Raw genomic sequence first — 12508 nt, 5'->3', positions numbered from 1 at the left:
AATCCAGCAGACAAATTATTCAACCATTATTTTACGAACTAGCAACAAGTCATTGCTGGAAAGCTTGATCATGAGCAAGCCTTTGATGTCTTCCGGAAGATCTATCATTGCATCCAACGTTCCATTAGTGGAAGAAAGAATATCTTCATAAACAGAAATTCCCTGAGGATTGAAGACCTCTAGTTTGAGCTCTTTATCAGGAATAAGGTCAGAAGATATAAAAAGCCTGCTGGTTGTAGGATTGGGATATAATTTGACAGAAGATGCATAGCCATTAAAAATCCCAACAGGAACTCCATCGACTGTAACTGTTATACTTTTAGAATTGCTACACCCTTTGCTGTCTGTTACTGTCATGGTGTAAACTGTAGAAACAGTAGGACTAGCAGCTGGATTTGCTGTATTGTCCTGATTTAAGCCTAGTGGCGGTGACCAGCTGAAGGTATATGGAGATGTGCCTCCACTCACACTTGGCGCTCCTCCAAGCACGGCCTGCTGTCCGTTGGTAATTGATATATTGGTCCCGGCATTAACAGTAAGTACACTGGGATTTTGAGTAACAGAAAAATTTAATGTAGTCTGTGCCCTCATTTGAAAAGATACCAGAAGTAAAAGGAATGGTATCATGTGGATTAGTCTCATATTCAATTGGAATTAGGTAAATACGTTTTCAGTCGCATCAAAGTTTTGGCTGAAATCCATTAAAAATATCTATTTAAAGGGAGATACAACAAGCGGATAAGTCTCTTTTATTTTTTGATTTATGTATGATTGTGGAACTGAGTTGTTTAGTATGTGCAGGATCTTGTAAGTTAATGGTAATGTGTATGGGAGGAAGATAGATCACTAATTGGCTAAAATATTTGATCGAAGAATAGAGCTTTTTTATTTCAATTCACTTTAACCTTTATCAAGCTTGTTAATGTACTTTCTTTTTTATTTCAATCATGATTTTCTCTTCAAGGTCTTAATATTGGAAATTGAGTACTTTTGATATATATTGTAAAGTGTTTATAATAAGGGTTTTTGTTCTTAGGATTAAGCTGTACGAAAGACAAAGTACTTCCTTTAAGCACAATATGACTACGTGAGTAGCTATATTGAATTTTTGAGATTGATTTGATTACTTTTTACATAAGAATTCATTAATATAATATAAAAGAGAAAAATGATAGCAAACCTACCGGTATTTATTACACTTATTTTTGGGCTAACGACACTCGCAACATTAACATTTTTTGGCTGGACAATAAAAAATAGTAATTCAGTAGTTGTAAAAGCTAAATCAAACAGAATTATAGCTGGGCTTATAGTTTGGTTAGCTTTACAAGCAGCGTTGACACTAAAAGGTATTTATAATACTGAAATAAATTCATTGCCTCCTAAAATTTTTCTGTTTGGTTTATTGCCCGTCATAATAACAATCGTTTTCCTGTTTACAACTCAAATGGGGAAACAGTTCGTTGATAGTTTACCACTTAAAAATTTAACCTACATAAGTATTGTCAGGGTTCCTGTTGAGCTAGTATTATTTTGGCTTTATCTCAACAATGCAGTACCAGAGCTAATGACATTTGAAGGACGAAATTATGATATCATAGCAGGGATAACTACACCATTAGTCGCTTATTATGGTTTGACAAAAATGAAATTAAGCGGCCAGGTAATTTTAGTCTGGAACTTTGTATGTTTGGGACTTCTATTGAATATCGTCGTAAATGCATTTTTATCTACACCTTCACCTATGCAAAAATTTGCATTTGAACAACCAAACATTGCTATATTGAATTTTCCGTTTATTTGGTTGCCAACCTTTATAGTGCCGATAGTTTTAATAAGTCACCTGACTTCAATTCGACGGCTGTTAGGGTTTGGTCAAGTTGACTTAAATAAAAAAGCATTAAGTGATCATTAATTTTTCAAATAATCATTCTAAATGATAGATAAATACTCAATATATAGAGCTTCCACCGAGGATTCCTTTGTTCTTTCTGAATTAATCTGTGAATTGTTAAAAGGATTCAATCAAAGGAGTGGTAGTAATTTTGTCATTGATGCATCGAAAGTAGAAGTAACATGTAAAGATTTATTAAGCAGGGATAATTTCGCAGGATTCATTGCCGCAGATAATGAGACAAATGAAGCAGTTGGGGGAATAACAATTACTCAGGCAACTGCAATCTATAATGGAGGAGACTTTGGGGTAATAACAGAATTGTATGTTAATGAAACTGTCAGAAGTAAAGGGATTGGGAAGCTTTTAATAGATGCTGCATTAGGGTTCGCTAAAACAATGAACTGGAAGAAGGTGGAGGTTGGAGCTCCTAACAAAGATGAGTGGCCAAGAACAATTGAATTCTATAAAAAGCAGGGATTTGAAATGAAAGGTCCAAAGCTTAGAATTGCTATATGAAAAAAGCTTTCTTAGTTATAGATAATTTTAATTCATTAGGAAGCAGATAAAGTTAATTGAATAATCTAAATTTCCAACACTTCATACAGACAGCTTAGATCTTATCGAAATAAATCAAGAACACTTAGGTGAACGTGTTTAAGCTCTTTGGAGATCATCAAGTGGCAAAATTTTATAACAAAGTAACTTTAAGAACGGAACAAGAAGCACAAAGATTTCTGGATCTATATCGAGATAGATTTAATAACAAAGTTAGAAATCGTTGGGGAGTTGCGTTAAAGGCTCAGAAGAGCATAGTCGGAACAATAGATTTAATAATTTTACCAAGCGACATAGAACAAACATTGGATATGAATTGTGCTCTGAATTTTGGAATAAAGGTTATTTAACAGAGACATTGAAAGTAGTTACAGGATTTGGATTTAGTGAGCTTGATGCTAATTGGATAGAGGCAGAGGTAATGCAAGGGAATATTGCTTCAGAAAAGGTGCTTTCAAAATTAGGATTCAAAAATGAAGGAATATTTCGAGAATGGATGTAATGGAATGACAGGCATTTTGATATGACTATGTTTTCTTAATTGAAGGACGGTTTTAAATAAAGATTAAATTTGCTAATTTCCTTGAGATATGAAGACTTGTTGGTAAATTAAGTATTATATGTAAGTATAGAATTTCAGATGATAAAATGAAGTATTTCGCCGCTCTATTATTGTTATTTCATTACACTTTTGTTCAGGGGCAAGAGTTTCAGTATCCTCTTGTTAAAAAGGAAGGCAAAAAGGTAATCGATTTTATACCTAAAGGCTGGAATCTCGTTGATACTGTTGAGGGTGATTTAAATAAAGATAGTTATAAAGATATTGCATTTGTCATTGAGCACAGAGATGATAGGAAAATTAACACAGAATCTTTTCAGCATTTTATTTTAATAATTGCCTTTTATAATCCTGAAAGCAGCAATTTCAGGTTTATTGAGCAATGTAATAATCTTATATCATATCATCAGTTGGAGCCTGGCCCTTGGTATGAGGGAATGGAAATTGTTAAGGGTGTTTTGAATATATCTTTTTTACAGGGAGGTAGTACAGATATTATGATGAATTATAAATTTCGTTATCAGGATAATGATTTTTATATGATAGGTGCTGATAGAAGTCAATATAATCCGTCTTCTCAGGATTATAAAAATTATAGTTTTAATTTTTTGGCAAAAAAATGGAGCATATCAAAAGGGAATGATGAGTCCCCGGAGAAGTCAACTGTGGAATGGCGAAAGCTTGAGATAGAACAACTAATGAAACTTAAGGATTATGAAGGCCCATTTACCTGGGAAGTCGCAAAGGGTATGTTTCTGTAATTTTAAACGATGATTTTTAGTTGATGTATAGAGAAATATAAAACCAAAATAAAAGTGAGATTGATAATGTTAATTGTATTTGATTATAAAAATTGATATCAATATGAAAGATAATTTAAATCAATTAGAAATCGCTGATGAAACTTTAGAGGAAAAGACATTCCAGTTTGGAAAGCAAAATTCAAAGTATAGCTGATTAAATGGATTATAGGTAGCGTTGCACTTGTTATTGTAACAGTTATTATTGACAAAGGATTTAAGGAAAGAGCTGCTGGAATTCAGGAAATGCAGGCTTTTGATAGATATGTTGAAATTATCATGAAAGCTGATAATATTGAAGAAAGATGGAAACTATCTGAATATTTCGCAGTCGTAATGCCGACAGAAAGGCTTCGTGATAGATGGCTGAAATACAAAGAGTTTATATCTGCTGACTATACGAAATTCAAAGAATTGAAAGATGCAGAATTTAACTTGAAGAATACATCTTTATCAGAAGACTCTCTGAATCCTACAGATATACAACTTAAAGAGATTCAAAAACAGTTAGCTACATTTGAAAGAAGTATGACTGATAATAAGGCATCTGTTGCTGCATCCTTTGAAGAAGAAGGTTTTTCTTATTTGCTGATGGGTTGAATAAATATTATTATTTACCGATAACTTTTTTACGGTGAGCCAATCCCCAGACGTGCAGCTCATCCAGAACTTTTTCCAGTGACAAACCGTGTGGAGTTATGGAGTATTCCACAGTTGGAGGAAAGGTGTCATAAACTTCTCGTTTAATTAGTTTGTTGGTTTCCAGACTTTTTAACTCCTTAGATAAAGTTTTATCTGTAATATTGCCGACATCCTTTGAGATTTGTTTGAATCGTTTCGGTCCGTCTGATAATGAAAACAGAATCAGTAACTTCCACTTTCCTTCAAGTGCTTCCAGTGCGTCTCTGATAGACAGCATGGTTTTGGGACAACTACCTTTTGCCAGCATTTTATTTTTGTTTATCTGATACTATCCGAACGGATAGCGCTATCCAACAGTATAGTACTATCTGAACGAAAGTGAATTTCGTTAATTTTGTAACGATTTAAAAAGAATTTATATATGACTAAAGAACAAAAGGTACCTGTTTTGCTGAATATTACACTTTGGATTGCACAGATCCTGTTATCTGTAGGGTTCATCTGGGCAGGAGCAATGAAACTATTTAAACCAGCAGAACAACTTGCTGCAATGTGGCCTTGGACAGCAGAACATGCAGATCTTGTAAATCTTACCGGTGTAATAGATATCCTGGCAGGACTAGGGCTGGTACTCCCGACTTTATTGAGGATAGTTCCAAGACTTACGGTTTATGCATCATTAGCTACTATTGCTTTAATGATTGCTGCAATTATTTTTCACATTTCAAGGGGAGAAGGAGCTCAGATTGGTGTGAATATTTTCTTTGCTGTGGCTGCTGCATTTATAGCTTGGGGGAGAGGTGTTAAGAAACGGATAAATGCAAGATGATTAATTGAAAGAAAGAGTTAATTGATCGAGATGTATCTTACAGCTTAATTGAATATTTTGTAAGATATATCTCATTTTTTGATTGTTGAATCTCGTATGCTATTTTTATTGGGGTTGACAGAGCTTTAATCTATTTTTTATGAAAAAACTATTGACTGATTTTATTGCTGGGCTAAATAAATTTGAAGAAGATGAAATCCAGTTTATTGCAGAAAACACTGATGTCAGAGGTTTTCAAAAAGGAACGATCATACAAAGAGAAGGGAATATTTGTGATACCTGTTATTTTGTTTTAAAGGGTTGTATACGTCAATACCAGCTGGCTGATGGTGAAGAAAGAACTACCGGCTTTTTTCTTGAAGGAGAACCCGCAGTGCTATATTCCAGCTATCTTGAGCAGGCTCCTTCTGCATATTGGTTGGTTTGTGCAGAAGATTGTGTGCTCATCACCGGAACCCGTGAACAGGAATACGAGTTGCACAGGAAGTATCCGAAATTGAAATACCTGGTGCACACATTAATGTCTCAGGATTATTCTAAAATGGAATATAGAATGAATTTGCTCAACCATCATAAACCTGAAGAAAGATACCGGAATTTAATTAACACACAACCTGAGCTCTTAAACAGAGTTCCATTGCACCAAATTGCCAGCTACATGGGAGTTACTCCGGAATCTTTCAGCAGGATCAGAAAAAGATTATTGGAAAATGATAAATCTAAATAAGGTTATTGAAGATTAGCGCCATGGTATTGTGGCTTTGGGAATTTAAATAATATATATAAGCTCATTAATCCTATGATAATTTCACTCACAGTTGCCATTACGAGTGTATCTGTAGGTAATCCATCTAATATTATACTGATTGTTCTGGATAAACCATAAGATAAATAAAATAATGCTGCCAATACAATAGATATATATGTCATGCCGGATATAAAGGCTCCTGAGGCAATTAGTAATCCAGCAGCCATTAATGTACCTCCTGGAGCTCTCACCTCACTTAAAATATTTACCTCGTTATCAAGGTGAATGCCTGCCGAAGCTTCAAATGCAATTGGAATTAGTAAAAGGGATGCTCCAATTATAATCCCGATCATCCCTGTAGCAAACAAGAATATTTTGACTGATTTTAAATTTTTCATTTTAGGATATTTAAATAGTTGAGCGAACAAATATCTTGTTATAAAAAATGAAAAATCTTGACTTAAGGTAAGAAGTGAGATAACGTCAGAACTTTTATGACTTTAGAAAGAGAATTTAGTTGGAAATTATCCTCTTTAAGATTATTGGTGGTATGATTCCCGAAAAAAGCACCGCAAGATCATAGTTTTTTTCTTTGAAGACATTTCAACAGTATTTCTATTCAGCAAATCTTCACAATCAAATCGTATGTTTGTGGAAATGAAACTCCTATTAGTAAATTTTTCAGACACAGATTTACCTGATCTTAAGATTAGCCAGGATTTTTTGCACGACAGTGTATCATCCATTCAGCAGGCGTCTGAAAAGTTTATGTTATATGAATATGATTGCATTGTTATTAACATAGACCAGATTGAGATTGAGTGTTATGGATGGCTGAGACAACTTTCTGAAAATAACAGGAGTGAGGGATTAATATTATTATCAACCAATGATGCTCTGGAATACAAGCTGTCAGCCTTTGAGCTGGGGGTGGACGATTACCTGGTACTTCCAATGCACAATGAAGAAATTATTGCCAGAATAAAATCAGTTACACGAAGGAAAAAATTTCAAAGCAATTCAAAGATATATATTGGTAATCTTGTTATTGATCTCTATGCAAGAACTGTATTTGTATGGGACCAGCCTTTAAAACTGACAAAGACAGAATACGATATTTTACTTCATCTTCATGCAAACAAACACCGCGTTGTTTCTAAAGAACTTTTAGCAGAGTACCTCTGGGGTGATGATGTGGACAATCTTGAATCTTTTAATATTCTATTTGCTCATATTAAGAACTTGAGAAAGAAACTCCTTAATTCCAAATCGGGAGTGGAAATTAAAAATGTATATAAAGTAGGTTATCAAATCATAGAATTATGAAGCAAGTACTTTTTTCTATTATTATTACTTTCTTGTTTGTATCCTTCGATATACAGGCGCAAACAGTAACTAAACAAACGCATGTGCGGGAGCAGTTATGGCTTGGGTATTTTAATCAAACCCGGTTGTCAAATCATTGGGGACTCTGGTTGGATCTGCATTACAGACAGACAGATCATTTTGTTGAAAGGCCTTTTCAGTTATTGATCAGACCGGCATTGACTTATTTTGTAAGTGACAATTTCAGATTAAATCTTGGGTATGCTTTTGTTGAGCATTATCCAGGGAAAGGATTAAATACAATACGCCCGGAAAACAGGACCTGGCAGCAGATTTGGTGGAGACAGAAATATGTCAGGTTTCAGACATTGCAATGGATAAGACTTGAAGAGCGATTTAACAGGAAGGTTGTTAATGATAAATTGCAAAATTCGACAACATTCAATTTCAGACTCAGATATAATTTATCATTATTTGTTCCTCTGAAAGGCAAAGATATTGTTGCTAAAACTCCATTCTTTATACTTATGGATGAAGTGTTTGTAAACTTTGGGAAGAATATAGTCTATAATTATTTTGATCAGAACAGGTTCTTTATAGGATTTGGATATCAGTTTACTCAGCATCTCAATGTTCATCTAGGTTATATGAATGTTTTTCAACAGGAGGCTTCAGGAAACAAGTTTACTTCAACGAATGCAGTGCGGCTATTTGTTTTCCATTCATTGGATTTCAGAAAGCATGATGAATAAAAGCTAGGTATTATTATGAAATGGATAACAAGAGAACGTCCCAAAATAGATAGGATTGCCTGTCCCTGGTTGATCAGCAGGTTTATTGATGATTCACCGGAATTCATATTCGTTCCAACCAATCAGGTAATAGAGAAGGCAAGGGAGCTTGATGCAATTCCTTATGACATCCCAGGAGTTGAATATACCCATGAAGGAGACAAGTGCACTTTTGATTATTTTTTGAAGAAGCATGAGATTCAGGATAACGCATTATTTCGACTGGCATTGATAGTAAGGGCTGCCGATACGGATCGATATGATCTGGCTCCTCAGGCCTCTGGACTATTTGCAATATCTGCTGGCTTGTCTTATAATTTTATAAATGATCAGGAAATGTTAAAACAGGGAATGATTATTTATGATGCTCTTTACAGCTGGTGTAAACATGTAAGTGAAGAAACGCATGGTTGGGAATTTAATAAGTTGTAAGTAATAAGTTTTAAGTTTATAAACATCCACCTAAGCCCTATAAGGACTTAGGTGAATGTTTATTGAAATTGTAACTATTAGGTTTAAAAAAAAAATAAAAAAATCTAACACCATGGAAGAAAAAAATAATTTAGTTTCCTATTCTCTTAAGGATTTGGTAATGTATTTCCTTAGGCTTGGAACTATAGGATTTGGTGGTCCTGTAGCCTTGGTAGGTTATATGCACAGGGATCTTGTAGAAAAATATAAGTGGATATCCGAAGATGATTATAGGGAAGGAATGGCTTTGTCTCAGCTTGCTCCAGGGCCTTTGGCAGCACAAATGTCTATATACCTCGGTTATGTACACTATAAATTTATTGGTGCAACTTTAGTTGGGTTAGCCTTTGTCCTGCCATCTTTTCTGATGGTTCTAGCCCTCGGATATGCTTATGCGGAATTTGGTGGGATTCCTGCGATGCAGGCAATATTTTATGGAGTTGGTGCTTGTGTAATAGGAATTATAACATTAAGTAGTTATAAGCTTACCACTAAAAGTATCGGGAGTGATAAGGTACTTTGGGCGATATTTGCAGTCTTAGCTATTTCTACGTTCTTATTGGAAGAGGAGAATATGTGGCTGATTCTCGCAGCAGGGGTTCTTGTCTGGTTTATGAAAGCTCCTCCCAAATTTATGATGGCTAAAAGTTTTAAGATGATTGCACCGCCGTTATTACTGACGTTCTCAGTGTTTGAAACTGAGAATAACAGAATATGGCAGATTATCATATTTTTTACAAAAGCAGGAGCATTTGTATTTGGAAGCGGTCTGGCAATTGTTCCTTTTCTTTATGGAGGAACGGTCAAAGAATATCAATGGCTTACCGAGCAGCAGTTTCTGGATGCCGTTGCTGTAGCAATGATCACACCAGGTCCGGTAGTAATTACAGTAGGTTTTATCGGATACCTTGCAGCTGGTATATGGGGCGCATGTGCAGCAGCAGCCGCTACCTTTTTGCCATGTTATCTTTTTACTGTTCTTCCTGCTCCTTATTTTAAAAAGTTTGGTAAGCATCCTGCTATAAAGGCTTTTGTGGATGGCGTTACTGCAGCGGCCATTGGAGCAATAGCTGGATCTGTCTTGGTATTAGGTAAAAGAACACTCGTTGATATCCCGACATTATTGATTGCTTTATCCACAGCTTTTGTTTTATTTAAATTCAAAAAAATACAAGAACCAATCATCATAGTAGCCATGGCAGGAATCGGACTTTTATTAAAACTTGTATTTAATTTATAAAATTGAAATAAAGAACACACTTAATGTTTATAGGAAAACAAAAGACCTCCGAGATATCAGAGGTCTTTTTGTTTTTATAAAGCTGTAATTATTCTGTACCAAGGTCATTTATCTCAAACACTGATTTTGGATTGACTTTTAGCTTTTAACTTTAGGCTTTCAGCTTTTTATTGCCTTACCAAATATGCATGTTCTTTACCAGCAGGATCATCATTTACTTCAGAGCCAATATTGATTTTTACCCAATTAATAGTTCCTGTAAAAACTGCTTGATATGAGGCATAGTCATCTGTAACCGGAGCTCCTGAATCTTTTCCTATATCCATAAAATCATCGGCAGAGAATAAAAACGGAACAGTATTATCAATACGTCCCTGACCAATTTCATGATCATCTGCATATAGGATTCCTGTTCCTCCTTTACCTATACCGCCTCCATCGTATATAAATTCAAAATGTATAAAGTGTTTTCCTGCATTAAGCTGCTCTCTGCTACCAATGTAGTAATGTTGTCTGTTGAACCAGTTATAACAGAAAACGGGGTAACCGTTTTTCATATAAAGTGACCATCCAGCAAATCTTCCACCTTGCGCTATTATAACTCCGTTTGTCATGTCATCTTTGATTTCAACTTCAGCTGTAACTGAAAATGATTTATTCTTTATATTGAGAACAGTGTTCTCATTAAGATGACTCATACCAGGATATAGAGTCATGGTAGTACGTCCTTGCAGTAGATCAGGACGTCCGGCAAGATCTGAATTGAAGCGTTCAGCTTTCCTGTCATCAAGCGGAAAAACTTTGTATTTTGAAGCTTCGATCAGAAATAAGTCCTGCAATTCTTTTAGTTTTTGTGGGTTTTGAAAGGCAATATTATGTGCCTGACTCCAATCGCCAGGGGCATATAATTCCCAAATGTCATCGGCAAAAGGTTTATTTACACCCGCCAATACCCATGGTACTGAATGAATAGTACATGCTGACCACCCTTCATGGTATATCCCTCTGTTACCACCTATTTCAAAGTATTGAGTAGTATGCCTCTCCGGAGCGTTTGGATCATCAAATGTATATACAAAGCTGATGCCTTCAATGGGTTCTTGCTGTATGCCGTTAACAAACTGTGGATGCGGAATTTTTGCAGCTTCCAGTATCGTTGGTACTATATCTATTACATGGCACCACTGGTGACGAACCTCATTCTTGGAAGCGATACCATTAGGCCAGTGGGTGATCATGCCGGTTCTTGTTCCTCCCCAGTGAGAAGCTATCTGCTTGGTCCACTGATATGGAGTGTCCATGGCATGTGCCCATCCTACAGGATAATGGTTATAAGCCATGGGTGTCCCGATAGCATCCAGGTTGTTTATAATATTTTCAGTAGTATCTGCAGCATTATTAAGTGCGGCAATTTCATTCACACTGCCATAAATACCTCCTTCACCACTGGCTCCGTTATCTCCAAGTATGTAAAAAATAAGCGTATTGTCCAATGCTTCGATTTCTTCCAAGGTGGACAGAACTCTGCCTACCTGATGATCTGTATGTTCTGCAAAACCTGCATAGGCTTCCATTAATCTGGATGCTGCAAGTTTTTCTTTGTCATTCAGACTGTCCCATGCTGGTATGTCATTTGGTCTTGACGAAAGTTCACAGTTCTGAGGTACTATTCCCAATACCTTTTGACTATCAAGGGTTATTTCTCTCTGCCTGTCCCAGCCATGATCGAATTGTCCCTTATATTTTTCAATATATTCTTTTGGCGCATGATGTGGCGCATGAGTAGCTCCAAATGCAAGATATGCAAAGAATGGCTTATCAGGTGCCATTGTTTTTTGCTGTCTGATATAACTGATAGCTTTATCTGTGATGTCTGAACTAAAGTGGTATTCGGGATCATTGGGAGAATCAATCGGAATGGTTCCTGCGATTAAAGAAGGAGCCCATTGGTTTGTTTCTCCTCCAATGAATCCATAGAATTTTTCGAAACCTTCTCCTGTAGGCCAACGGTCAAATGGTCCAGCTATGCTTGTCTCCCAGACTGGAGTTTGGTGCATTTTCCCGAATGCAGCTGTGTTGTATCCATTCATGACCAGAGTTTGTGCAATAGTGGCCATGCTTTCAGGTCTTATTGTATTGTAACCAGGGTTAGGTGTTGCGCATTCAGTGATTCCTGCCATATTAACAGAGTGGTGGTTCCTTCCTGAAAGTAGTGCAGCTCTGGTCGGAGAACATAAAGCAGTGGTGTGAAATCTATTGTATTTCAATCCGTTATTGGCAAGTCTTTCTGCGTTGGGCATATAGCAAGGGCCTCCGAAAGCACTGGTAGCACCGAAGCCCATATCATCGATCAATACGATAAGGATATTAGGTGCATCCTTAGGAGGTCTGAGTTCTTCAATAGGCTCAGGTTTGGCTGCATTACGTATATCAAAGGGAGTTACAGTTTTCGGACTTATTCTTGGAATAGGAAGTTGGTATCTGTTCAGGTTAGGATTTTTCCTTTTCATAGTTGGAGATCTTAATAGTTTTTATTGATTGGATACAATAAATTGTATATACTCAACTATTGAAGTGAAAACATGTTGGTGCTCCTTATTAAGCAATAAAATGTTAAGGGAAAAAATATTTCTTTCTCTTAATTTTTAAA

At 35.9% G+C, this 12508-nt stretch carries 16 protein-coding genes; 12 read left to right on the top strand and 4 right to left on the bottom strand.

The genetic code is table 11. The annotated features are described in order from the left end of the window. Nucleotides 1–15: 15 nt before the first annotated feature. Nucleotides 16–642: a T9SS type A sorting domain-containing protein gene (locus tag J7604_RS12550; RefSeq protein WP_293896465.1), complete on the bottom strand. Its 627-nt coding sequence runs from the start codon at nucleotides 640–642 to the stop codon at nucleotides 16–18. 526 nt (nucleotides 643–1168) lie between these two features. Between J7604_RS12550 and J7604_RS12545 the strand changes: the two genes are divergently transcribed. The 6 genes from J7604_RS12545 to J7604_RS12520 all read left to right on the top strand — a co-directional run bounded on the left by J7604_RS12545 (nucleotide 1169) and on the right by J7604_RS12520 (nucleotide 4411). Further along, the gene (locus tag J7604_RS12545; protein ID WP_293896462.1) at nucleotides 1169–1915 is read left to right on the top strand and encodes a hypothetical protein; all 747 of its coding nucleotides are present in this window, start codon (nucleotides 1169–1171) and stop codon (nucleotides 1913–1915) included. A gap of 21 nt (nucleotides 1916–1936) precedes the next feature. Continuing rightward, a complete protein-coding gene (locus J7604_RS12540) occupies nucleotides 1937–2413 on the top strand; it encodes a GNAT family N-acetyltransferase (protein WP_293896459.1) in 477 nt (158 codons plus the stop codon). A 134-nt stretch (nucleotides 2414–2547) separates the two neighbouring features. Beyond that, nucleotides 2548–2802: a hypothetical protein gene (locus tag J7604_RS12535; protein ID WP_293896799.1), complete on the top strand. Its 255-nt coding sequence runs from the start codon at nucleotides 2548–2550 to the stop codon at nucleotides 2800–2802. Continuing rightward, the gene (locus J7604_RS12530; protein ID WP_293896796.1) at nucleotides 2769–2954 is read left to right on the top strand and encodes a GNAT family N-acetyltransferase; all 186 of its coding nucleotides are present in this window, start codon (nucleotides 2769–2771) and stop codon (nucleotides 2952–2954) included. The genes J7604_RS12535 and J7604_RS12530 overlap by 34 nt, the downstream gene beginning before the upstream one ends. A gap of 146 nt (nucleotides 2955–3100) precedes the next feature. Further along, complete coding sequence (locus J7604_RS12525; RefSeq protein WP_293896456.1) at nucleotides 3101–3772, top strand: hypothetical protein; 672 nt, start codon at nucleotides 3101–3103, stop codon at nucleotides 3770–3772. Between the two features lie 285 nt (nucleotides 3773–4057). Next, nucleotides 4058–4411 carry a hypothetical protein gene (locus J7604_RS12520; protein ID WP_293896453.1) on the top strand — a complete coding sequence of 118 codons (354 nt, stop codon included), beginning with the start codon at nucleotides 4058–4060 and terminating at the stop codon, nucleotides 4409–4411. 10 nt (nucleotides 4412–4421) lie between these two features. On the opposite strand, the gene J7604_RS12515 is transcribed toward J7604_RS12520, so the two are convergent. Continuing rightward, on the bottom strand, nucleotides 4422–4760 hold the full coding sequence (locus J7604_RS12515; RefSeq protein WP_293896450.1) for a helix-turn-helix domain-containing protein: 339 nt from the start codon (nucleotides 4758–4760) through the stop codon (nucleotides 4422–4424). Nucleotides 4761–4874: 114 nt separating this feature from the next. Here J7604_RS12515 and J7604_RS12510 point away from each other — a divergent pair, with 114 nt between their 5' ends. Both J7604_RS12510 and J7604_RS12505 read left to right on the top strand, forming a co-directional pair. Continuing rightward, nucleotides 4875–5282, top strand: a complete 408-nt coding sequence (locus J7604_RS12510; protein WP_293896447.1) for a DoxX family protein — start codon at nucleotides 4875–4877, stop codon at nucleotides 5280–5282. A gap of 139 nt (nucleotides 5283–5421) precedes the next feature. Beyond that, nucleotides 5422–6009: a Crp/Fnr family transcriptional regulator gene (locus J7604_RS12505; protein WP_293896444.1), complete on the top strand. Its 588-nt coding sequence runs from the start codon at nucleotides 5422–5424 to the stop codon at nucleotides 6007–6009. A gap of 2 nt (nucleotides 6010–6011) precedes the next feature. Here J7604_RS12505 and J7604_RS12500 read toward each other — a convergent pair whose 3' ends face one another. Continuing rightward, a complete protein-coding gene (locus J7604_RS12500; RefSeq protein ID WP_293896441.1) occupies nucleotides 6012–6428 on the bottom strand; it encodes a DUF4345 domain-containing protein in 417 nt (138 codons plus the stop codon). A 259-nt stretch (nucleotides 6429–6687) separates the two neighbouring features. On the opposite strand from J7604_RS12500, the gene J7604_RS12495 reads away from it, so the two are divergent. The 4 genes from J7604_RS12495 (at nucleotide 6688) to J7604_RS12480 (ending at nucleotide 9858) form a co-directional block, all read left to right on the top strand. After that, nucleotides 6688–7356, top strand: coding sequence for a response regulator transcription factor (locus J7604_RS12495; RefSeq protein ID WP_293896438.1), 669 nt, complete (start codon nucleotides 6688–6690; stop codon nucleotides 7354–7356). After that, nucleotides 7353–8108 (top strand): DUF2490 domain-containing protein, encoded by a 756-nt coding sequence (locus tag J7604_RS12490; RefSeq protein ID WP_293896435.1) that lies wholly within the window; start codon nucleotides 7353–7355, stop codon nucleotides 8106–8108. The genes J7604_RS12495 and J7604_RS12490 overlap by 4 nt, the downstream gene beginning before the upstream one ends. A gap of 15 nt (nucleotides 8109–8123) precedes the next feature. Further along, the gene (locus J7604_RS12485; protein ID WP_293896432.1) at nucleotides 8124–8579 is read left to right on the top strand and encodes a chromate resistance protein ChrB domain-containing protein; all 456 of its coding nucleotides are present in this window, start codon (nucleotides 8124–8126) and stop codon (nucleotides 8577–8579) included. Between the two features lie 112 nt (nucleotides 8580–8691). Continuing rightward, complete coding sequence (locus J7604_RS12480; RefSeq protein WP_293896429.1) at nucleotides 8692–9858, top strand: chromate transporter; 1167 nt, start codon at nucleotides 8692–8694, stop codon at nucleotides 9856–9858. Nucleotides 9859–10025: 167 nt separating this feature from the next. On the opposite strand, the gene J7604_RS12475 is transcribed toward J7604_RS12480, so the two are convergent. Continuing rightward, nucleotides 10026–12368 (bottom strand): arylsulfatase, encoded by a 2343-nt coding sequence (locus tag J7604_RS12475; protein WP_293896426.1) that lies wholly within the window; start codon nucleotides 12366–12368, stop codon nucleotides 10026–10028. Between the last annotated feature and the right edge of the window lie 140 nt (nucleotides 12369–12508).

Source organism: Sporocytophaga sp. (genome assembly GCF_017745095.1).
Classification (GTDB): Bacteria; Bacteroidota; Bacteroidia; order Cytophagales; family Cytophagaceae; genus Sporocytophaga.
The sequence above is the reverse complement of the archived record's forward strand: the minus strand, read 5'-3'. Positions and strand labels throughout refer to the sequence as shown.

Coding starts and splice junctions, on each gene's coding strand:
- J7604_RS12550 (WP_293896465.1), bottom strand. CDS start 642: ATGAGACTAATCCACATGATACCATTCCTTTTACTTCTGGTATCTTTT.
- J7604_RS12545 (WP_293896462.1), top strand. CDS start 1,169: ATGATAGCAAACCTACCGGTATTTATTACACTTATTTTTGGGCTAACG.
- J7604_RS12540 (WP_293896459.1), top strand. CDS start 1,937: ATGATAGATAAATACTCAATATATAGAGCTTCCACCGAGGATTCCTTT.
- J7604_RS12525 (WP_293896456.1), top strand. CDS start 3,101: ATGAAGTATTTCGCCGCTCTATTATTGTTATTTCATTACACTTTTGTT.
- J7604_RS12520 (WP_293896453.1), top strand. CDS start 4,058: ATGCAGGCTTTTGATAGATATGTTGAAATTATCATGAAAGCTGATAAT.
- J7604_RS12515 (WP_293896450.1), bottom strand. CDS start 4,760: ATGCTGGCAAAAGGTAGTTGTCCCAAAACCATGCTGTCTATCAGAGAC.
- J7604_RS12510 (WP_293896447.1), top strand. CDS start 4,875: ATGACTAAAGAACAAAAGGTACCTGTTTTGCTGAATATTACACTTTGG.
- J7604_RS12505 (WP_293896444.1), top strand. CDS start 5,422: ATGAAAAAACTATTGACTGATTTTATTGCTGGGCTAAATAAATTTGAA.
- J7604_RS12500 (WP_293896441.1), bottom strand. CDS start 6,428: ATGAAAAATTTAAAATCAGTCAAAATATTCTTGTTTGCTACAGGGATG.
- J7604_RS12495 (WP_293896438.1), top strand. CDS start 6,688: ATGAAACTCCTATTAGTAAATTTTTCAGACACAGATTTACCTGATCTT.
- J7604_RS12490 (WP_293896435.1), top strand. CDS start 7,353: ATGAAGCAAGTACTTTTTTCTATTATTATTACTTTCTTGTTTGTATCC.
- J7604_RS12485 (WP_293896432.1), top strand. CDS start 8,124: ATGAAATGGATAACAAGAGAACGTCCCAAAATAGATAGGATTGCCTGT.
- J7604_RS12480 (WP_293896429.1), top strand. CDS start 8,692: ATGGAAGAAAAAAATAATTTAGTTTCCTATTCTCTTAAGGATTTGGTA.
- J7604_RS12475 (WP_293896426.1), bottom strand. CDS start 12,368: ATGAAAAGGAAAAATCCTAACCTGAACAGATACCAACTTCCTATTCCA.